The following is a 19,706-nucleotide window of genomic DNA, read 5'->3' as shown; positions in this document are numbered from 1 at the left end:
CCCTAGCCCCTCCCCCGCAAGCGGGGGAGGGGGATAAATCTTCCGCTCTATCCCCCCTACCCTTTTTCGCCCCGTGGCCACGATTTACTTCAGCGTGATGGGCGAGGGCCGCGGCCACGCCGCTCGTGCCCGCTCGATGGTCGAGCGGCTGCGCGGCGAGCACCGCATGGTGCTGTTCACCTCGCACGACGCGCTGGCGTTCTTGAGCAAGGAGTACGCCGACGACCCCGAGGTCGAGGTGGTCGAGATCCCCGGCCTGCGGTTTTGTTACACCGAGAAGAAGCTCGCCCTGCTGCGCACCATCCGTGAGGGGCTCGCCCTGTGGGTGCGGCTTGGCCGGCACACCAGCACGCTGGAGAAGCGGCTGCGCTCGGACCGCCCCGACTTGGTGGTGGCCGATTTCGAGCCGCTCATGCCGCGGGCCGCGCGGCGCGTGGGCGTGCCGGTGCTGAGCCTCGACCACCAGCACTTCATGACGACCTACGACTTGTCGTCGCTGCCGCTCAGGTTGCGTTGGTGGGCGTGGGCCATGAGCTGGGCGGTTTGGATGTTCGGCATCGGCCAAGAGAAGACCGTTGTCTCGGCGTTCTACAAGCCGCCGCTGCGCAGGGGCTGCGAGAACGTGACGCAGGTCGGCCCGTTGCTTCGGCCCGCGCTGCGAGACCGCACGCCGACCCGCGGCGAGCACCTGCTGACGTACCTCCGCAAGGCGACCCCGCCGCGGATCCTCGACATGCTCGAAGGCCTCGACACGCCGGTGCGTGTGTACGGCCTCGGCCCGCGGGCGCCGCGCGGCAAGCTGACGTTCTGCGAGATCAGCGAGAGCGGTTTCCTCGACGACCTGGCGGGCTGCGACGCGGTGATCGCCGCGGCCGGCAACCAGCTTCTCGGCGAGGCGCTCTACTTCGGCAAGCCGTTCTTCGCCCTGCCGGAACAAAAGCACCACGAGCAGTGCATCAACGCCCATTTCCTCAAGCAAATGGGCTACGGCGACTGGCGGGCGATCGAGCGTGTGGGGGCCGACGACTTCGCGGCCTTCATGCAGAACCGCGAAGGCTTCCGCGCGAACTTCGCCAACAAAACCGAGTCGTTCGACGGCACCGAAGAAGCGGCCGCGGCGATCGACGCGATGTTATTTAGCCCCCGGTCAATGACCGGGGATTAAAAACGCACGAGGGTGCGAATCGGGGCGTCGTCAGTACCCCGGACCCAGCAGGTCGATCTCGCCTGTCGGCCAGGCGTCGCCCTTCGGGTAACGCACGCGGGCCTCATCCCAAAACGGGTCGGCGGTGGGGTCGATGTCGCTCAGCGAGTTGAACACCCGGTTCTCGGCGCGAACGGCCCCCATGCGCTGGTAGAACGGCAGCACCTCGTTGCTCGTCTGGAAGTAAGCGAAGCGGCAGAAGCCCTCGTCGACCAAGTCGAACGCGGCCCGCACGACCGCGGCGCCGAGACCCTGGCCTCGGCAGTCGGGGTCGGCCGCCACGAGCGAGAGGCCGAGCACCTCCTGCTCTCCGACTCCCGTGAAACGGACGAGCCGCGGGAAGACCAGCGCGTGGGCGGTCACCCGTTCGCCGTCGAGCCGGTCGCCCTCATAAATGATCAGCGACCGCGGCCCGCGCTCGTCGGGCCCCTCGTAGTCGCGTCCGCGCTGCAGCACTTGGGCGGCCCGTTCGCGGGGCCCCTTCTCCGGCTTCGGCCACACCTTGGCCAGCAGCCTGCCGGCGGCGAGCGCCTGACGCTCGGTCATATCGCGGCAGAAAACGGTCTGGACCAGCGGAGGATACAAAGCGCCGATTGAGTTCGAGATAGCCCCGCCCAAACGCGGTTGGGGGCCGGTCGTGGGTGAACGTAGGGATTGTGAGGGCGCGGGGCCCCAAGCCGTCCCGCAAGCTTACTTCAGTTTTGACGCCGTGAAACTCCGACCCGTGGTTCGGGGCTCCCAGGTCCAGGCGTCGCCGTGACGACGCTCGTAATCGCGCCAAAGCTCAAACCAGTACGCCAAGAACGGGTAAGGCCCGAACCGTGCGTAACGGGCTTCGATCAGCGGGTCGAGCTCTTTGTCGTTGGCCGGCCTGCTGCGACCCGTCATGTGGCAGTAGTGGCGGTAGGTCTCGGTGTCGATCGGCAGGTGGTCGTAGTGGCCGAGCGTCTGCAGCACGTTGGCCGCGGCGTACGGCCCGAAGCCGTCGAGGGCGAGGATCGCTTCGCGCAGCTCGTCGGTCGAACGCTGGGGCGATTCGAACCAGACGGGGTCGACCTCGCCGCGGTCGAATCGCCGCGCCAGGCCGATGATCCGCTTGGCCCGATAGCCCACCCGGCAACGCTTCTGCAGCCGGGCCGGGGTCCAGCGCGCCAGCCGCTCGGCCGTGGGGAACGCCCCCTCGCCCACGAGCTCGACGAGCAGCTCGTTCATGCGGATGGTGCTCGTCCAGCCGACGTTGCAACTGGTGATCGTCTTGACCATGTCCTCGAACAGCGTTGGCGAGCGGAACAGCCTGCCGAAGCCGCGCCGCTTGGCGGCCGGGTTCAGCCGTCGCCAACGGGCAAGATCGTCTTCGACGCGCAGCATCCGAGCGAGCGCCCGCCGCACGAAGGCCCGCTCGGCGGCCGCCAAGGGCCGGTCGCAGCGGACCCGCACGGGGGCGCCCCGGCCGCCAGGCTGGTCGATCTCTGTGCTCAGCCGCTCGCCCTCAAGCCCCCCCTCGGCCGGGTCGAACACCCGGAGCAACGACAGCGTTTCGGGCCGCCAGAGGTTCGGCGCCAACAGGAAGTAGCCGTAGGAGCAGACGGCCCGGACGAAATCAAAGTCCTTCGGAACGGCGATCCGCATGAGTGTCGGACGGGGCATCGGGCGATTTGCTAGGGCCTGAGGGGCGATTCCGCTGGGCGGCGCCCCCAGCCAACCCCCTTTTTCTCGGCGAAATCGGCCGATCGCACAAGATTGCCGAGCGTGGTCGCCCGGCGGTCAGACTCGCAGCCCCCACTTGGCCACCGGGACTGCTGGCATGGTGGGGTTTATGGCGGCTTGTTACCATGTGGAGTTGGCCGACCGGTCCCCCCGGGGAGCGGCCGCGGCCTGATGACCCTGACCCATTCCCCATCCCCGGCGGCCTCCTTAGCGCCGCGTCGCCAGGCATGCCCCCCATCAGCGTGAACAGCCGCGTGATGTCGATCGGAGACGCCAACCCCGCCGCCAGCGCCTCGTCGGACGAGCCCAAGCGGCCCACGCCCCGAGCCCCGCGTGAGAAACGCGGCGTGCCGAGCGGCCTGTGGCTGCGCTGCGACGATTGCGGCGAGACCGTCTTCCGCAAGGAAGTCGAGCGGCAGATGAGCGTCTGCCCGGTCTGCGGGCGCCACATGTACCTCAGCGCCGCCGACCGCGTGCGCACGGTGCTCGACGAGGGGACCTTCGAGGAGTGGGACTCCACGCTCAGGCCGACCGACCCGCTGGGCTTCGCCGACAAGAAGCCGTACGCCGAGCGGATCGTCGCCGAGCAGAAACGGACCGGCCTGAGCGACGCCGCCCTGACGGGCTCCGGCATGATCCGCGCCCGCCGCGTGGCGTTCGGCGTGACGGACTCGGCCTTCATCATGGGCAGCATGGGCTCGGTCGTCGGCGAGCGGCTCACGCGGCTCGTTGAGCGCGCCACCGAGCAGAACCTGCCGCTGATCATCATCAGCGCGTCGGGCGGCGGCGCCCGCATGCACGAGGGCATCCTGTCGCTGTTGCAGATGGCCAAGGTCTCGGCCGCGCTGGCCCGTTACGACCAAGCGGGCGGGCTGTTCATCTCGGTGCTCACGAACCCGACGATGGGCGGCGTGGCCGCCAGCTTCGCCTCGCTGGGCGACCTGGTGTTCGCCGAGCCCAAAGCGCTGATCGGATTCGCCGGCCCGCGGACGATCAAGGCCACGCTCCGCACCGAGCTGCCCGAGGGATTCCAGACCAGCGAGTTCCTGCTGGAGCACGGCTACATCGACCGCATCGTCCGCCGCGTGGACCTCAAGAGCGAGATCGCCCGGGCGATCGACTACTGCGGCAAGTAGCGGTTGGCTCATGGCTGTTAGCTGTTAGCCCATTTAGCCGCCGGCCAATGGCCGGCGGCCCACGCCACGGAAGAACCATGCCCGCCATCGACCCCCGCAATATCGAAGTCGTCGATCCGGCGCAGGCGGCGATTTTTCGCTCGAAGTCGGTCGCCGAGCGCGTGGCGATGATCGGGGCCTCGAACCGGACCGCCAGGGCGATGATCGCCGCGACAGCCCGAGCCTTAAACCCCCAATGGTCTGATCGAGAGATCGAGACCGAGGTCGCGCGGAGGATGGCCGGTGGACCAGCTGGACCTGCTGCGTCTCGTCGTTGAGACTCTCGACCGACTGGGGGTTGATTACGCCGTCGTGGGCTCATTCGCTAGCGGGGCTTGGGGAGAGCCCCGTTTGACCCAAGACATCGATCTTGTGGTTGATCTCGACGTGTTCGACGCCGAGTCGATCTGCAACGCCTTCCACGCTGACGATTTCTATGTCAGCAAGACCGCCGCACACGAAGCGGTCGAATGCCGCGGGCAGTTCAATCTCCTGCACCCCGCCTCGGGGAACAAAATCGATTTCATGATCGCGGGCGATAGCGACTGGTCTCGCACACAACTGTCCCGCTGCATCCAAGCGCCTCTTCTCCCCGAAAAGTACGTCAAGGTCGCGGCGCCCGAAGACGTGATCCTGGCAAAGCTGATTTATTACCGTGAGGGCGGCTCCGAGAAGCACGTGCGAGACATCACGGGGATCCTCGTGACCGGCGCCGTCGAGATCGACCGCCAATACCTCGACCGTTTCGCCGAGCAGCTCGGGGTCGAGGAAGAGTGGCGGTCGATCCTCCAGAAGCTCGGCGAGCTCTGAAACACGGCCGCTTGGGCAGTTCACTCCAGGCGCCAACAGGCCCCCATCATGAATCTCTTCTTCTTGCTATTCGTCCTGCTGGCCGCACTGCTTGTATTTAACGCCGTGAAGTCTTTCCGAAGCGTCTCGCAGGGGGGTGGCTCGAAAGCGAAGAGCACGGGGATCGTTTCTGTCGTCGCCGCGATCGCGGTCGTTGCGGTCGGCCACTTCTTGTTCAACTTCTGAGACCGCCCGCCCACGCCAATGGCGTTGGTGCGGGCGTTGCTGGCGGGTACACTCCCCGATATGAGCGACGCCGAACCGCCCGTCGAGCCCCAGGCCGATCCCCCCACCGATCCGTTAGCCGATCCCCACATGGGCGCCCCCCAAGGGACCCCGGGGCTCACCGAGCCCGACCTCTTCCGCCGCGAAACACCCGGCCTGCGAGCCGGACCGGCCCCGTGGCAGCGCAAGTGGTACGACGTGATCTTCGAGTCCGACACCCCGTCGGGCAAGTGGTTCGACCTCGTGCTGCTGGTCGTCATCATGCTGAGCATCTTGGCCGTGATGCTCGAAAGCGTTGAGTCAATCTCGGCCGAGTGGGGCCCCCAGCTGGCGACTGTCGAGTGGGTGATCACGCTGCTCTTCAGCCTGGAGTTCTTGGCCCGGTTGGCGTGCGTCAGAAAGCCGACTCGCTACACGTTCAGCTTCTTCGGCATCGTCGACATCGTGTCGCTGGCGCCGAGCTATCTGGCGCTGTTCTTCACCGGCGCCCACACCCTGGCCACGATCCGCACGCTGCGGCTGCTGCGGGTGTTCCGCGTGCTCAAGCTCGCCCGGCACCTCACCGAGGCACGCTCGCTGCTCTTTGCGCTGCGCCACACCTGGCCGCGGATCACGGTGTTCCTGACGGTGATCGTCTGCTCGATCGTGATCTTGGGCACGCTGATGTACCTGATCGAGGCGGGGCAAGGGAGCGGTTTCACCGACATCCCGACGAGCGTCTACTGGGCGATCGTCACGATGACCACCGTGGGCTACGGCGACATTGCGCCCGTCACGCCAGTCGGCAAGTGCGTCGCCGCGATGGTGATGCTGCTGGGCTACGCGATCATCATCGTGCCCACCGGCCTGTTCGCCGCCGAGGTGCTGCAGGTGCAAGAGGGCGAGAAGAAAAGAATCGCGACCTCCGCCGCCGACGCCGACGCCGACGCCCGGGTCTGCCCGGCCTGCAACGCCGCCGGCCACGCGCCCGACGCCGCGTTCTGCAACCGCTGCGGGGCGGGGCTGAGCTGACGCGCCAGCCATCCGCCTCGGATACAGAGCGGCGTCCTCTACATGGGCGTCGACCCAGAAATTTTGACCGGTGGCCTTAGGGGCGTTATTCTAAATAAGCTGATTTCTGCTCTAGTCGTGCGGCTCTCGACCCGGTTCTCCCACCAGAGTGGCGATAGAGCCAACTGAATTGGGGGCAATCTCCTTATGCAGGCTTGCGCGTCGCCCGGATTCAACGCCCGCCCGAGCGATGTCCTTGGAGCCACAACCGACTTATCCACGAGGCTTCTCATGAGTACATCGCGAATTTTTACGTTGGTCCTCTTAGCGAGTCTGCCCGCACTTGTGTCGGCGCAAAACAATGTGAGGACGCTTAACCTCGACTTCGGTAACGGAGGCGCTTACGCCGGCGACGATGGCGTACTCAGTTCGTCTGGAGGGAGTTATTGGAACGAGGTAACCGTCCAGTCTTTCGCTCCGGGCAGCGGCGTATCGATTCAATTCAATGTGCCGACTTTGCTCGATGAATTTGGCCAGCCGTTTGGCGACAACGTGCATCCTTGCCAGTGCATCAACGCTCCCAATCTGACGTCAGGATTTCACGGCGGCGTCGAAAACGTCGCTGCGGCCTTCGGCCCCCTTAGTGACGGCGTCACCCTGGAGCCGAATCCCAATTTCTTTGGGTTCTCGATCAGAGAATTGAAAACAACCTCACCGGTCGACTTGGTGGTGTACTTCAACAGGCCGGGCCCGAGCTCCAGCGGCGGAGGGACCATCGTGATCAATCCCTTCCTCGGGAGCGGCGTCGTAGCCTCGACCGCTTTGCCGCTCACCGGTGTATTCCCTGGGGTCAACGGCGGGGATTACCTCCGCTTTGACGACGTTGAAATCACCGCCACGACGCTGGGCTTTCAGAGTCTTCCTGGCGTGATCATCGGCGTGCCCGTGAACGAGGTCGCCAACATCGCTGCGATCCAGATCCGTGGCGAGTTTGTCTACATGCCGGAGCCCGCTGCGGCAACTCTGCTGGCAGCATGCGGCGTGGCGGCTTGCTTAGCGAGCCGGCGGCGGGCTTCTTTATAGGGCCATCATACCGCTTGTCGTCGGCGTCGAATCACGCCAGAAACGGACGTGATTCCGAGCAGGATTGCTGCGATCGCCCCCGGCTCCGGCACGCCCGCCGCCGTCGCCGGCAGCGAGTTGCCGAAGTTGTCGGCCCACACTTGCCAGTCTTCCGGGCCCACGCCGCCGCTGAGGTCGCCGTCGGCGGCGAGGTTGGTGGTCGAGCCGAGCGAGTCGCGCCACACGGTGAAGTCGGCCGCGTCCACCACGCCGTTGCCGTTGTAATCGCCCTGCAGGCCGACGGCCGTGGCCGTGAGGACCACGGCGTTCGACTCGTAGTCGACGCGCCAGAGGTAGCCCACCGGCAGGTCGAGCGAATCGAACTCGCCGAAGACGCCGTCGCCGGCGGCGATGAGCTCGAAACCCATCCCGATCTGCGGGGCGACGCCCTCGTCGAGCGACACCTCCAACTCGCCGGCGAGGAACGCGAAGCGATCGACGCTCAGGCGGTCGTGGCCGGCGGCGGTGAGGTCGAACGCCGTGACGGCCTCGTCGAGAGTGGAGAGGTCGCCGATGACATGGAGGTCGCCGGGCCCGTCGCCGCCGACTTCGAGGCGTCCGGCGAGATTGCGCAGCGCGCCCTCGATCGGGCCGACGCCGACCGCAACGGTTCCCTCGCCGCGGAGCACGGCCCCCTCGTTGAGGTTCACGTACTGGGCGTCGAGCACGCCCCCCTCAAGATGGACCGCCCCGCCGGCGTCGATGCGCGTCTCGCCGTAGGTGGTGAGGGTCGCGTCGGCGGCGACCTCGACCGTCATCTTGGCGCCCGCTTCGCCGGCGATCGTGGCCCGGTAGACCAACGCGTCGGCCGCGACACGCGCCGTGCGGTCGCCCCCTTCGGCGACCACCTGGGCGTCGGCCAACAGGCCGGGCGCCGCGCCGGCGACCCACTCGCCGCCGGCGTCCCAGGCGCCGTCGGGCCCTTGGTTGCCCCAGCGGGCCTCGTGGGTGACCGGGTCGCTGATGTAGAGCGCCGGCGGCGCCCCGCCCTGCCCCACCGACGCGTTGGCGTCGATCGCGATGTTGCGGCCGTTGAACAGGTGCATGCCGAGGATGCCGTTGATCACGTTGCCCGGGTCGTTCGGGTTGGTCACGTCGAGCACGGCGATCGGCACGTTCTGCAGGCGGAACGTGCCGCCCGCCGTGTCGAGGTTGAGCTCGTCGATGTAGTAGCCGGGGATGCCCCCCTGCACGCCGCCCGACCCCTCGACCTCCAGCACGAAGTCGGCCTTGTCGAGGATCGGGTCGATCCCGAGCCGCACCGCGGTTTGGGTCGAGATGACCGTCATGTCGGCGCCCGTGTCGAACAGGAAGCCGCTGTCGCGGATCTCGTCGGCGCCGTTGGTCATGTCGACGTCAATAAACAACGCGCCGTTCTCCACGACGGTGGGCGACTGCGGGTTGTCGTGGAAGTTGAATTCCAGGTCGATGCCGATGTCGAGGTTCTGCAGGTAGAACGGCCCCTGGATGAAGCCCGTTCCCGGGTTCAGGCTCAGCTGGGCGCGGCGCAGGATGTCGGTCCCCCCCGGCCCGGCGCCGGCGCCCCCCGAGCCGAGGTCGCGGAGCTCGACCTGCGGGGTGCGGACCGTGCGGCCGTCCTGCTCGAAGACCTGCGGCAGGTCGTTGCGGATGACCAACGCGTGGTGGGCCGCCATCGGCAGGCCGATGATGTTGGGCAGCTTCCATTGATCCACGTTGGGCGCCGACAGCACCGCGGTGCTCGTCTGACCACGGAACGTCGCGCTGTTGAGCCCCAAATCGCCGCCCGCCGCCGTGCGGTTGGCCAGGCCCGTGGTGTAAACGCCCATCGGGTCGTTGATCCGCAGGTTCACGATGCCCGTGGCGCCGCCGACCGGCTGGAAGTTCGTGCCGCTGAGCCCCTCGCTGGCGATGCCGAACCGGTCGTACGCCTCACGGGTGAGGATGTGGGTGGCGGCGCCCGTGTCGAGCAAGGCGAGCTCGTAGTGGGCGCCCCCCACGCCGAGCGGCGATCCCCCGGCCGAGTAGGCGGGGTCGGCGATGAAGAAGCTGGCGTCCTCGTCGAACGTTTGGTACTCGTCGGTGAGCCCGAGTCCCACGAGCGGGATGAACCCGCCGATCGCCACCTCGGCCGCGGCCGGCGCGCAGAGCGTGGCCGCTGCGGCCAGGCAGCAGGCGGTGGCGAGCCATCGTGCGAGCCGCGGGGCGGCCGTAGCAAGCGTGTTGAAACGCGTCATCGGTAGGGTGAGCCTTGGTTCGGATCGATCGGGTTCGGATCGATCGGGTATGGGCGGCGTTCGGCCGGGGCTGGCGAAGTCCACCTTCTTAGCGGGCGAGTCGATAGCAATCGCCGTGCGGGTCAGAAACGCGTCGGCGAGACGATCTTGCCGAGATCGCGCCGTAGCGGCCCGCGGGAGGGGGGTATGGTCTTAGCAGAGTACGGGTTCCGGCCCGGTCGTTCGCTCAAGAATATCCGCCTCGAAGCCCCGAAGGGGGCCTGCAACCTTGCATTTAAAGCCTAAGCAGCCGGGGCAAAGCGGTCAACGTATTGGGCGAGTCACGCGCCTATCCGCAGGGGCCCTGGCCACGGGCGCCGAGCGGCGCCTCACGGGGCCTCGCAAACGGTGTAAACTTGGCTTTCTACACGAACTTTTCCCCGACTTATCCTCGCATGCCGACTCCCGGAACCAAGATGCCCACCCCTGCTCAAGAGACGCTCCGTGCACGCCCCGTGCTCCGCCCCGCCGCCCTGCTGGCCTGCTTCCTGGCGTTGGTCATGCCCGCTGCGGCGCCGGCCGCCGCCGAGGCGCCGATCGACCGCCAGGCGGTCGTCTCTCGTCACGACCCGACGCACGACCGCCTGGCGCCCGAGGCGCCGCTGTCGGTCGGCAACGGCGGCTTCGCGTTCACGTTCGACGCGACCGGCCTGCAGACCTTCCCCGGCGACGGCGGCAAGAACCTGCCGCTCGTGACGATGTCTGACCGCCACTGGCACACGTTCCCCAACCCCCAGGGGTACACGTACGAGCAGACGCTCAGCGACTACGAGGTGGAGGGGCGCTCGGTCAGCTACTCCGACGGACAGAACGGCGACGCGGGGCAGCACATCCGCCGCAACCCGCACCGCATGAGCCTGGCGCAGATCGGGCTGGTGCTCCGCAAAGAGAACGGCGACCGGGCCGCCGAGGGCGACCTCAGCGAGATCAACCAACGGCTCACGCTGTGGGCGGGCGAGGCGACCAGCCGGTTCACGTTCCGCGGCCAGACCGTCGAGGTGCAAACCGTTGGCGACCCGCAACGCGACGCGGTGGCGGTGCGTGTGACCTCGCCCCTCGTGGCGAGCGGCGACGTGGGAGTGGAGCTCCGCTTCAGCTACCCCACCGGCGAGTGGGGCTACCCGGTGCAATCGTTCGACCAGCCCGAGCGGCACTCGACCAAGATGTTCCAAACCCCCGGGCGGGCGGTCTTCGTCCGCACGCTCGACGGCGACGGCTACTGGGTCGACGCACGGCTCGGCGACGGCGCCCAGATCGAGCAAGTCGCCGCGCACCACGCCGTTGTCACCCAGCCGGGGAGCGACGTGCTGGAGCTGGTGGTCGATTTCCCCGCCACGGGGCCGGCCCCGACTGACCTCGATGACGACAACCGCGACGACAACCGCGACAACGGCGCCACGCCGCTAAGCTTCGCCTCGCTCCGCGACGCCTCGGCCAAGCACTGGGAGGCGTTCTGGCGGTCGGGCGCGGCGGTCGACCTGTCCGAGAGCCAAGACCCGCGTTGGCGCGAACTGGAGCGGCGCGTCGTGCTGTCGCAGTACCTCACCGCCATCCAGTGCGCGGGCCCCATGCCGCCGCAGGAGACGGGGCTCACCACCAACAGTTGGCACGGCAAAGGCCACCTGGAGATGCACCCCTGGCACGCGGCGCAGTTCGCCCTGTGGGACCGCTCCGAGATGCTCACCCCCAGCCTCGCCTGGTACGAGGAGATCTTGCCCGCTGCCCGGGCGATCGCCGAGCGTCAAGGCTACGCCGGCGTGCGCTGGCCGAAGATGACCGGGCCCCACGGCGTCAGCTCGCCGAGCGGCGTGGGCGAGTTCCTCATCTGGCAACAGCCGCACCCGATCTTGTTCGCCGATCTGGTCTACCGCGCCGATCCCTCCCACGAAACGCTGGAGCGTTACTCCGAGCTCGTTGTCGAGACGGCCGACTTCATGGCCGACATCGCCGTGTGGGACGAAGAGGGCCAGCGCTACGTGCTCGGCCCGCCGCTCATCCCGGCCCAAGAGTGCTACCCGCGTCGCTCGACGATGAACCCCACGTTCGAGCTCGTCTACTGGCGGTGGGCCCTGCAGACCGCCGCCGAGTGGAGCGAGCGTCTCGGCCGCAAGCCGAACCCCGCGTGGCGCGAAGTGGCGAGCAAGATCGCCCAGCCGACCGTGATGGACGGCTACTACGCCGCCGTCGAATCGGCCCCGCTGCTCAATCGCCACGACCACCCGTCGATGCTCTGCGCGCTGGGCGTGATGCCCAAGAGCGATCTGATCGACACCGCGACCATGTCGCGCACGCTCGACACGGTGCTGGAGGATTGGGACTGGCCGACGACCTGGGGCTGGGATTTCCCGGTGATGGCGATGACCGCCGCCCGCCTCGACCGCCCGGAAGACGCCGTCGACTGCCTGCTGATGGACGCCCCCAAGAACGTCTACCTGGCCAACGGCCACAACTACCAAACCGAGCGCCTGCCGCTCTACCTGCCGGGCAACGGCGGCGTGCTGTGGGCGGTCGCCCAGATGGCCGGCGGCTGGGAGGGCGCCCCCGACCGCCCCGCGCCCGGCTTCCCGGCGGCCCCGGCCTGGGTGGTGCGGCACGAGGGGTTCATCGAGTCGCCTTGAGGGACGCGTCGGCTCCCATATGTCATACATTCTTGCCAATGGTGACGCGTCTGATTGGCGTGTCACCATTGGCGACCTATGCCGCAACGCCTTCGCCCACAGAGGAACCAATAGGTTCCTACGCACAGAGGAACTGAGCGCGCCCGCACGGAGGAACTCATTAGTTCCGCTATCCCATAAGGGACCATAAGCGCGGCCCCCCTGAGTCCCTAGCGGGACGGGGGCCACAGAGACAACGAGAAACTGCGGCCCCTCTATTCAGCCGTGCCGCCGGAGCGGTAACGCACGGTGAGGTGATCGCACGATAGCCCCTGCGATAGAGGCGATCCTTCGAAACTGGCCAGCACGGGAGACCAGCCAGGCTGGAACGGTCTCCCTCCCCTGGAGCTCCTGAATCCTCACCGCAATCCCACAAAAAAACCCCGCCGGACGAACCGTCCCACGGGGCTTCTTTCTCAGAGGCGCCGCCCGGCGGCGGTTGGCGTCGCTCTTGATAGCGCACGAGGCAGGCTAAGCACCCATTTGGTGGGGGTTCAGGGTCCTTGGCGCCTTGCCTCGACGGCCGCCCCTTTCGAACAACTACGGGCATGGAAACTTGTTGCGGACCGCGCAGGGCTACGCCTGCCGATCGCACGAACTCTCTCTATCGCATGGGCCGTTGGGGTGAGAGCCCCTGTGGTGGTCGAGTCGGAAGGACCCGGCGGGGAGAGGGGGGCCTCTGCTCTGAGACGCCCGCCGCGCTGACCGTTGGGGCATCCTCATTTGTTTTTGCCAGAAAATCGTGCTTGGGGACTCGATCTACCGTCCGCTCACCGGGAGAGGCTCTTCTGAGAAGTTCGTTCTCTGCCTGTAGGGCGCGCATTGGGCTTCTTGGGCCACTGGCATTGGCGGCAAGCCGTAGATTGGGCGCCTTCGGCTGAGTACGATCGGGACCGTGTCTCCGTTGCAATGGTCCCCGGTTCTCATTGGCTCACCCGCCCGGCAGATCGATGTTTGAGCGTACCGACGAGCAGATCGACGCCCAGCGAATGCCTGGCTTTCTGGACGAATTACGCCAAGCGGCGAAGGCGGGCGAGGAGGTTCGGCTCAGACGGGTGACGTTCGACGAGGCGGTTGATCTGGCGGGTCTGCGGGCCGAGGCGGCGGTTCGGTTGGTGAGATGCACGTTCCGCCGTGGGGCGTCTCTAGAGCGGGCGAACCTCGAAGGAGGGCTCTTTCTGCCCGGGTGCGAATTTCACGACACGCTCAACCTGACCGACGCCCGCGTCATCGGGCCGCTCGACCTGTCGGGCGCGGTGCTCAAGAACCTTGCTCTGGTCAAAGAACTGGAAGAGCACCACAAGAAGTCCGCGCCCCTTGGCGATCGAGCGACCGACGACGAGTCGGTCGAGAATCGTGATTTTCATGATCGGCCACGATCACAGATCATCCGTCGTTCCGGCCCTGCGCTGCACGCCGCCCGGCTCAGCGTCGACGGCGAGACGCTCCTGGCTTTTGCAAAGGTCTCCGGGTCGGTCCAACTCGGAGGCTCCGATCTCTGTCACGATTTAGACCTAACGGGTCTTCGATGCGACGGCGGATTTTGCCTGCATTCAGCCCGGTTGGGCGGGAGCCTCGGCTGCATCGCAGCAAAGATTCGGGTTGGTCCCACGCACCTCGCCTTCGACCTGGGGAACGCAACGGTCGGCGGGTCGGTGTTCTTCCTCGATAAAACCAAGGTCATCGGCTCGGTCGACCTCCACGGCAAGGTCGGAAGTCAGATTGTGTTCTCAAACGCCACGATCACCGCCGAGACGGGCCGCAAGGCGGTCAATATGGAGAACGCAACGGTCGGCGGGTCGGTGTTCTTCCGCGACAAAACGAAGGTCATCGGCTCGGTCGACCTCCGCGGCGAGGTCGGAAGTCAGATTGTGTTCTCAAACGCCACGATCACCGCCGAGACGGACGGCATGGCGGTCAATATGGAGAACGCAACGGTCGGCGGGTCGGTGTTCTTCTGCGATAAAACCAAGGTCATCGGCTCGGTCGACCTCCGCGGCGAGGTTGGAAGCAGCGTTGAGTTCTTAAACGCCACGATCACCGCCGAGCCGGGCGGCAAGGCGGTCAATATGGGGGACGCAACGGTCGGCGGGTCGGTGTTCTTCCACGATAAAACCAAGGTCACCGGCTCGGTCGACCTCCGCGGCGAGGTCGAAAGCAACGTTGAGTTCTCAAACGCCACGATCACCGCCGAGACGGACGGCATGGCGGTCAATATGGAGAACGCAACGGTCGGCGGGGCGGTGCTCTTCCGCGATAAAACCAAGGTCCTCGGCTCGGTCAACCTCCGCGGCGAGGTTGGAAGCAGCGTTGAGTTCTCAAACGCCACGATCAACGCCGAGCCGGACGGCAAGGCGGTCGATATGGAGAACGCAACGGTCGGCAGGTCGGTGTTCTTCCGCGATAAAACCAAGGTCGTCGGCTCGGTCGACCTCCGCGGCGAGGTTGGAAGCAATGTTGAGTTCTCAAACGCCACGATCAACGCCGAGCCGGACGGCAAGGCGGTCGATATGGAGAACGCAACGGTCGGCGGGTCGGTGTTCATGCTTCGTGGAACAACTATCGTGGGCAGCTTCGTGATTTACCATGCGTCGATCGGCTTGGGTGTTTTCCTCACGACATTTTTCAATCGAACCGAGTTCCTTGGGCCTGGCGTGCCGGAGGCGGGCAAGGCCCCCACTGCACCACTGCCGCTCAGCATCGCTGGCGACTTGTGGATGGATTATGCGGAAATCGGGGGGCCGGTGCTGCTGCACGATGCGTGTGTAGACGGCCGCGTATCGCTGCGGCATGCCAAGGTGGCGGGCGATCTCGACCTTTGCGGCGGGATCGCGGGGGCGCGGAAAGAAAATCCACTGCGGTTATCCCAAGAAAAGCTGGCCGATTTCCGTACGCATTGGCGGCAGGAATTCCACGATTGTCAGGATCCGCTACGCACGCCGCCGGAAGACCCCAACGAGCCGCAGATTGCCGATGTTGACCTCCGCATGGCGCGGATCGGCGGGCGGCTGTGGCTCAAGGGGCAGCGGGTGCTGGGGACGGTCGACCTGGAAGACGCCCGCATCGAAGGCGAGGCGAACTTCACCCACGGCCGCGTGCACGGCGACCTGCGGCTCCGCAACGCGACGATCGTTGGCCGGGTGTTCGGCGACGAGACCGACGCCAGCGGCCCCTACCCCCAAGTCTCCGGCCGCGTCGACGCCCGGGGGGCGAAGCTCTCCGAGTTGGTGCTCCGTGTCGATCTGTCCGAGCCCGACAGCGGCGCTGCCGACCCCACGGAGCCGAACGAGAAGGCGGACACGCCAAAGTACTTCAGGCTCGACGAGGCGCAGGTGCGCAGCTTGCAACTGATGTGGGACTTCCGCGCCGGCGGGCCGCCGCTGACGGTGCACCAGCTCCAGTTCGAGGAGCTGTTAGTCAACGAAACACCCCAGTGGCCGGAGGGCCGGGCAGGGCGCTCGGGGTCCGCACCGGCAGCGGCCGCTCTTGATGCCGCAAAGCCGAGTTATGACCCGTGGGGCCTTGCTTCGGCGCGTCTGCGCGGCTCGTACGGTCGTTGCCGCGATTCCGCCGCCGGTCTCTTAGGTTCCGTTCGCAGAGCTGTGCTAAACGTGTCGCGTACGGCGTCCGACGCGACCCGGCGCGACCGGCTGCGGCAGGCGCTGTGGCTCGCCGTGTGGTGCGCCGGCGTGGCGGCCGCGATCACCGCCGAAACGCCCGGCGGTTCGCTCGTGCTCTTCGTCGCGGGCGTCTACTTGCTCGCCTCTTGGCTTAGGTCCGAACAGAGCCACAGGCCGGCGGGCGAGCGCGACGCCGCGCTCAAGGCGTTCATGCGTCACACCGAGTTCAGCCCGGCTTTTTACGTGACGGTCGAGCGGTGGCTCCGCGCCCGCGGCGACGATCCGACCGCCGACGACGTGTTCCTCGGCCACCGGCGACGGGAGCTGAGCGCCAAGAACGACCCGCCGCCGCCCGAGGAGTCGCTCACCCATGGCGACCTCGCCGAGTTGCCTGCCGCCAGACGCCGCCGCTTCGGGCCGATGGTGCGGCTGTGGCGGTGGTGCGTGATGGATTTCCTGCTCGGCTACGGGGTGCGGCCATCGCGGATGATCCACGCCTTCTTGTTGCTGCTCTTGCTCAGCTGGGGCGTGTTCCTGCACCGCGACTCGGTCGAAAGGCCGCTGACCTTCCCGGCGCCGGCGATGTCGCAGAGCGCCTGGGAGAGCCACGTCCGCCGCGACCCCAACCGCCAGAACGCGAACCCGTATCACACCGATCTCATCGGCCCCGGCCCCGAGGAGTGGGACGCCCAGCAGGCGCTGTTCATGGCGTTGCGTGTGAGTGTGCCGATCGTCGACCTGTTTGCCGAGGGGGACTGGGCGCCGTCGAGCGATTGGATCGTGATCGGGGGGCGGCGGGTAATCGAATACGAGAACTACGCCGCCGCCGCACAAGTGGCCAACCTGATCATCATCCCGCTGGCGATCGCCGGTCTGGCGGGCTTTCTGAAGCGGCGGCAATGACGCCCCCGGCGGGGGGCTGCGTTTCCTGCCCCGCCGCAGCGCCGACCGAGGCTTTTGGCCCGGCGCGTTTTCGCACAGAGAATGGGGTTTCTTCCTACGGAGGCGTTCTCCGGGTCCTTCTGGGGGATTTTTCGTCGCCCCCCCATACGGAAGTGTCGGCGGCCTAGAGACACTTTATTTAACGCTGCGGAAGCCCCGCCGGCGCCCGATCACGCCGCCGGCGCTGGCTCGTACAAGTGGTGCTGGAAGTCGACGAACGTCCGGTTGATCGTGTCCGGTGTGCCGAGGTCGGCGACCGGGAGGAGAACCTCGCCAACGCCATCGCCTGCTACGAACGCTCCCTCACGGTCCTCACCGAGAAGGACTTCCCCGCCTACTGGGCGACGACCCAGAACAACCTCAGCGAAGCCGAACGTCTTCTAGCCGAGCACCGAAGAAGCAACTAGCTGGATTGTGACCACTCATGGCCGCCATCTATCGCAAGATCGTCACCCGCCCTCCTGCCCAAGACGTGCCCCCCAGCCCCTCACCACAGCGCACGAAAAAACCCCGCGGGACATGCCGTCCCGCGGGGTTTTCTCTTTCAGAGGCGCCGCCCGGATTCGAACCGGGGATGTCGGATTTGCAATCCGATGCCTTAGCCACTTGGCTACGGCGCCTTAACTGTTGTCGCTCGCCGGGCGTTTCGGCCGATGGGCGGCCGATGGGCGGCCGATGGGCGTAAGTACCGTATCGGCCAATCGGTGCAACCGGCTTAACCAAAGCTATGGAAACCTTGCGGATTGGTCAAGACGTGCCGGCCAGACCGTGGGCGTTGGCTGCGTGGTTTGGGGATTTTTGGCGGAGGCCCGTGGTGACGCGGGTCGTAGCGTGGCGAACGATTGCCCTGCTAGGCGTGGTCGCGCCCGGTCGAAAGAGTCCACTGCGGGGCCGCACGTTCGCGCTCGTCCCGTCAGCTTTTTATGCCGACGCCACCGCCCGAACGGAGTCTTTCGGATGCGTACTTATTGCTCGATCGCGATCGTGTTTGCCGCCGCCTGCGTGCTGGGGGCCTCGCCCGCGTGGGCTCAGTTCTCTCAGCCGCGGCTCAATGCCGACCCGGGCCCCGCGGCCGTCGATAGCGGCGAGCGTGGCCAGGCGTGGTCCTCCGAGTACGAATCGGCGGCGCCGGTCGCCACGCCGCTGCAGATCGCCCAGCAGAAGTCCCAGATGCGCGCCGCCCAGCGGATGGAGCGGCTGGCGTCGATGAAGTGGTACGGCTTCTCGGCTGCACGCCCGCGGACCGAGGCGACGCCGTTCACCGGCATGTACGGCGCCCAATGGCAGGGCCGCAGCCTGGGCCGCCCCGCGGCGTGGCACGCGTCGCGGCCGAGCGTGGTTATCACGCGCTGAGCCGAATGCGGAATCCGGCAGTCAAGCTACCGCCATGGGATTCCGTCGGCTAACGGCTACATCAACAGGTAGCCCTCTTCGCCGTGCTCGTCGAGGTCGAGGCCGATCCGTTCGGTCTGCTCGCTGACGCGCAGGCCGACCAGGGCGTCGACGATCTTCAGCAGGATGAACGTGGCGACGATGCTGAAGAGCCAGGTCACCGCCGTGGCGACGATCTGACCGGTCATCACCGAGCCCCTCTCGATCATGCCCAGGGGCTCGCCCTCGGCGATGTCCCAGCAGACGCGGGTGGCGAACACGCCGGTGAGGATGGCGCCCAGCGTGCCGCCGACGCCGTGAACGCCGAAGGCGTCCAGCGCGTCGTCGTAGCCGAACTTGTTCTTCAGGCCACAGGCGATCGAGCAGACGACGCCGGCGATGGCGCCCATCGCCAGGGCGGGCATCGGCTGGACGAACCCGGCGGCCGGCGTGATGCAGACCAAACCCGCCACCGCGCCCGAGGCGGCGCCGAGCAGGCTCGGCTTGCCGCGGGTGATCCATTCCCACAAGCTCCAGGCGACGGCGCCGGCGGCGGCGGAGAAGTGGGTCGTGGCGAACGCGCTGCTGGTGAGCCCGTCGGAGGCGAGCTCGCTGCCGGCGTTGAAGCCGAACCAGCCGACCCACAGCATCGCGGCGCCGAGCGCCGTGTAGGTGAGGTTGTGCGGCCTGAGGTCTTCTTGGCCGCCGCGGCGGCCGATCATCATCGCGCAGACCAGGGCCGAAACGCCCGAGCTGATGTGCACCACGGTGCCGCCGGCGAAGTCGAGGGCCCCGCCCGCCCAGGCGCCGTCGGCGCCAAAGGCCAAGATGCCGCCGCCCCACACCCAGTGGCACAGCGGGCAATAGACGAACGTCCCCCAGAGGACAACGAACAGCGTCATCGCGCTGAATTTCATCCGCTCGGCGAAGGCGCCGCAGATCAGCGCGGGGGTGATGATGAAGAACATGCCCTGGAACAGCATGTGGGTGAGCCGCGGGATGGCGTCGGCCATCGGCGTCTCGGGCGCGCCGGTCTCCTCGTTCCAGAAGCGCTGGACGCCGTCCATGAAGAGGTAATCGCCGTTGCCGATGTAGGGGTTGTCGCCGCCGAAGGCGAGCGAGTAGCCGTACAGGGCCCACAGCACGGTCATCAGGCCCATCAGGAAGATGCACTGCATCAGGACGCTCAGCACGTTCTTCTTGCGCACCAGGCCGCCGTAGAACATCGCCAAACCGGGGGCGGTCATGAACAGCACCAGCGCGCAGCTGGTGAGCATCCAGCCGTTGTGGGCGGCCAGGGCGGCCTCGTCCGCCTTGGCGGCGACCTCTTCGAGCGTGGGGACGGCGGCCGCGGCGTCTTGCGCCGAGGCCGGCGACGCGGCGAGCAAGATCGCAGCCAACGCCAAGCAGACGGAACAGGCCGAGGCGGATCTTCTGGTGGGCAGCGCCCCCACCATGCGTCTAATAGCCAACGCCATCACAACCTCCGCCCTGTCAGTTTGTATGAAAAGATTTCGCCAGAAAAGCGATCCGTCTGCCGCGTCGGTTCCACCAACCGACGCCCCTGCCAGACGGGTGGGCCCCAAGAT

15 protein-coding genes and 1 tRNA gene are annotated in these 19,706 nt (G+C 67.0%); 11 read left to right on the top strand and 5 right to left on the bottom strand.

The features are described from left to right. Positions 1 to 73 precede the first annotated feature (73 nt). Positions 74 to 1,165, top strand: coding sequence for a glycosyltransferase family protein (locus tag Mal64_RS19125; protein ID WP_197525897.1), 1,092 nt, complete (start codon positions 74 to 76; stop codon positions 1,163 to 1,165). A 30-nt stretch (positions 1,166 to 1,195) separates the two neighbouring features. Here Mal64_RS19125 and Mal64_RS19120 read toward each other — a convergent pair whose 3' ends face one another. Next, complete coding sequence (locus tag Mal64_RS19120) at positions 1,196 to 1,789, bottom strand: GNAT family N-acetyltransferase (protein ID WP_146403376.1); 594 nt, start codon at positions 1,787 to 1,789, stop codon at positions 1,196 to 1,198. 105 nt (positions 1,790 to 1,894) lie between these two features. Beyond that, entirely contained in the window at positions 1,895 to 2,851 is a 957-nt protein-coding gene (locus Mal64_RS19115) for a DNA-3-methyladenine glycosylase family protein (RefSeq protein WP_146403374.1), read from the bottom strand. 317 nt (positions 2,852 to 3,168) lie between these two features. Between Mal64_RS19115 and accD the strand changes: the two genes are divergently transcribed. The 6 genes from accD to Mal64_RS19090 all read left to right on the top strand — a co-directional run bounded on the left by accD (position 3,169) and on the right by Mal64_RS19090 (position 7,233). Beyond that, a complete protein-coding gene (gene accD, locus Mal64_RS19110) occupies positions 3,169 to 4,047 on the top strand; it encodes an acetyl-CoA carboxylase, carboxyltransferase subunit beta (RefSeq protein WP_146403393.1) in 879 nt (292 codons plus the stop codon). 77 nt (positions 4,048 to 4,124) lie between these two features. Next, positions 4,125 to 4,364, top strand: a complete 240-nt coding sequence (locus Mal64_RS19105; RefSeq protein ID WP_146403372.1) for a hypothetical protein — start codon at positions 4,125 to 4,127, stop codon at positions 4,362 to 4,364. Continuing rightward, positions 4,330 to 4,896: a hypothetical protein gene (locus tag Mal64_RS19100; protein WP_146403370.1), complete on the top strand. Its 567-nt coding sequence runs from the start codon at positions 4,330 to 4,332 to the stop codon at positions 4,894 to 4,896. Before Mal64_RS19105 ends, Mal64_RS19100 begins: the two co-directional genes overlap by 35 nt. A 48-nt stretch (positions 4,897 to 4,944) precedes the next feature. Beyond that, on the top strand, positions 4,945 to 5,121 hold the full coding sequence (locus Mal64_RS20015; RefSeq protein ID WP_197525896.1) for a hypothetical protein: 177 nt from the start codon (positions 4,945 to 4,947) through the stop codon (positions 5,119 to 5,121). 60 nt (positions 5,122 to 5,181) lie between these two features. Then, on the top strand, positions 5,182 to 6,171 hold the full coding sequence (locus Mal64_RS19095) for an ion transporter (RefSeq protein WP_197525895.1): 990 nt from the start codon (positions 5,182 to 5,184) through the stop codon (positions 6,169 to 6,171). Positions 6,172 to 6,441: 270 nt separating this feature from the next. Beyond that, positions 6,442 to 7,233: a hypothetical protein gene (locus Mal64_RS19090; protein ID WP_146403368.1), complete on the top strand. Its 792-nt coding sequence runs from the start codon at positions 6,442 to 6,444 to the stop codon at positions 7,231 to 7,233. A 5-nt stretch (positions 7,234 to 7,238) separates the two neighbouring features. Here the strand turns inward: Mal64_RS19090 and Mal64_RS19085 are convergent, their stop codons facing one another. Then, on the bottom strand, positions 7,239 to 9,488 hold the full coding sequence (locus tag Mal64_RS19085; RefSeq protein WP_146403366.1) for a retropepsin-like aspartic protease: 2,250 nt from the start codon (positions 9,486 to 9,488) through the stop codon (positions 7,239 to 7,241). 434 nt (positions 9,489 to 9,922) lie between these two features. On the opposite strand from Mal64_RS19085, the gene Mal64_RS19080 reads away from it, so the two are divergent. The 3 genes from Mal64_RS19080 (at position 9,923) to Mal64_RS19070 (ending at position 17,153) form a co-directional block, all read left to right on the top strand. After that, positions 9,923 to 12,145, top strand: a complete 2,223-nt coding sequence (locus Mal64_RS19080) for a hypothetical protein (RefSeq protein ID WP_197525894.1) — start codon at positions 9,923 to 9,925, stop codon at positions 12,143 to 12,145. A 989-nt stretch (positions 12,146 to 13,134) separates the two neighbouring features. After that, positions 13,135 to 16,707 carry a hypothetical protein gene (locus tag Mal64_RS19075; RefSeq protein WP_146403364.1) on the top strand — a complete coding sequence of 1,191 codons (3,573 nt, stop codon included), beginning with the start codon at positions 13,135 to 13,137 and terminating at the stop codon, positions 16,705 to 16,707. Between the two features lie 239 nt (positions 16,708 to 16,946). Further along, positions 16,947 to 17,153: a hypothetical protein gene (locus tag Mal64_RS19070; protein ID WP_146403362.1), complete on the top strand. Its 207-nt coding sequence runs from the start codon at positions 16,947 to 16,949 to the stop codon at positions 17,151 to 17,153. Between the two features lie 141 nt (positions 17,154 to 17,294). Here the strand turns inward: Mal64_RS19070 and Mal64_RS19065 are convergent. Further along, positions 17,295 to 17,366, bottom strand: a tRNA-Cys gene (locus tag Mal64_RS19065). A 337-nt stretch (positions 17,367 to 17,703) separates the two neighbouring features. Here Mal64_RS19065 and Mal64_RS19060 point away from each other — a divergent pair. Continuing rightward, positions 17,704 to 18,099: a hypothetical protein gene (locus Mal64_RS19060; protein ID WP_146403361.1), complete on the top strand. Its 396-nt coding sequence runs from the start codon at positions 17,704 to 17,706 to the stop codon at positions 18,097 to 18,099. 56 nt (positions 18,100 to 18,155) lie between these two features. Here the strand turns inward: Mal64_RS19060 and Mal64_RS19055 are convergent, their stop codons facing one another. After that, positions 18,156 to 19,595, bottom strand: coding sequence for an ammonium transporter (locus Mal64_RS19055; protein ID WP_146403359.1), 1,440 nt, complete (start codon positions 19,593 to 19,595; stop codon positions 18,156 to 18,158). Positions 19,596 to 19,706 lie beyond the last annotated feature (111 nt).

This window comes from Pseudobythopirellula maris (assembly GCF_007859945.1).
In the GTDB taxonomy this organism is placed as follows: Bacteria; Planctomycetota; Planctomycetia; order Pirellulales; family Lacipirellulaceae; genus Pseudobythopirellula; species Pseudobythopirellula maris.
The sequence above is the reverse complement of the archived record's forward strand: the minus strand, read 5'-3'. Positions and strand labels throughout refer to the sequence as shown.

Excerpts from the sequence above, each read along its gene's own strand:
- Mal64_RS19095 (WP_197525895.1), top strand. The coding sequence starts at position 5,182 with ATGAGCGACGCCGAACCGCCCGTCGAGCCCCAGGCCGATCCCCCCACC.
- Mal64_RS19060 (WP_146403361.1), top strand. The coding sequence starts at position 17,704 with ATGCGTACTTATTGCTCGATCGCGATCGTGTTTGCCGCCGCCTGCGTG.
- Mal64_RS19105 (WP_146403372.1), top strand. The coding sequence starts at position 4,125 with ATGCCCGCCATCGACCCCCGCAATATCGAAGTCGTCGATCCGGCGCAG.
- Mal64_RS19075 (WP_146403364.1), top strand. The coding sequence starts at position 13,135 with ATGTTTGAGCGTACCGACGAGCAGATCGACGCCCAGCGAATGCCTGGC.
- Mal64_RS19090 (WP_146403368.1), top strand. The coding sequence starts at position 6,442 with ATGAGTACATCGCGAATTTTTACGTTGGTCCTCTTAGCGAGTCTGCCC.
- Mal64_RS19085 (WP_146403366.1), bottom strand. The coding sequence starts at position 9,488 with ATGACGCGTTTCAACACGCTTGCTACGGCCGCCCCGCGGCTCGCACGA.
- accD (WP_146403393.1), top strand. The coding sequence starts at position 3,169 with ATGTCGATCGGAGACGCCAACCCCGCCGCCAGCGCCTCGTCGGACGAG.
- Mal64_RS20015 (WP_197525896.1), top strand. The coding sequence starts at position 4,945 with ATGAATCTCTTCTTCTTGCTATTCGTCCTGCTGGCCGCACTGCTTGTA.
- Mal64_RS19055 (WP_146403359.1), bottom strand. The coding sequence starts at position 19,595 with ATGGCGTTGGCTATTAGACGCATGGTGGGGGCGCTGCCCACCAGAAGA.
- Mal64_RS19080 (WP_197525894.1), top strand. The coding sequence starts at position 9,923 with ATGCCGACTCCCGGAACCAAGATGCCCACCCCTGCTCAAGAGACGCTC.
- Mal64_RS19115 (WP_146403374.1), bottom strand. The coding sequence starts at position 2,851 with ATGCCCCGTCCGACACTCATGCGGATCGCCGTTCCGAAGGACTTTGAT.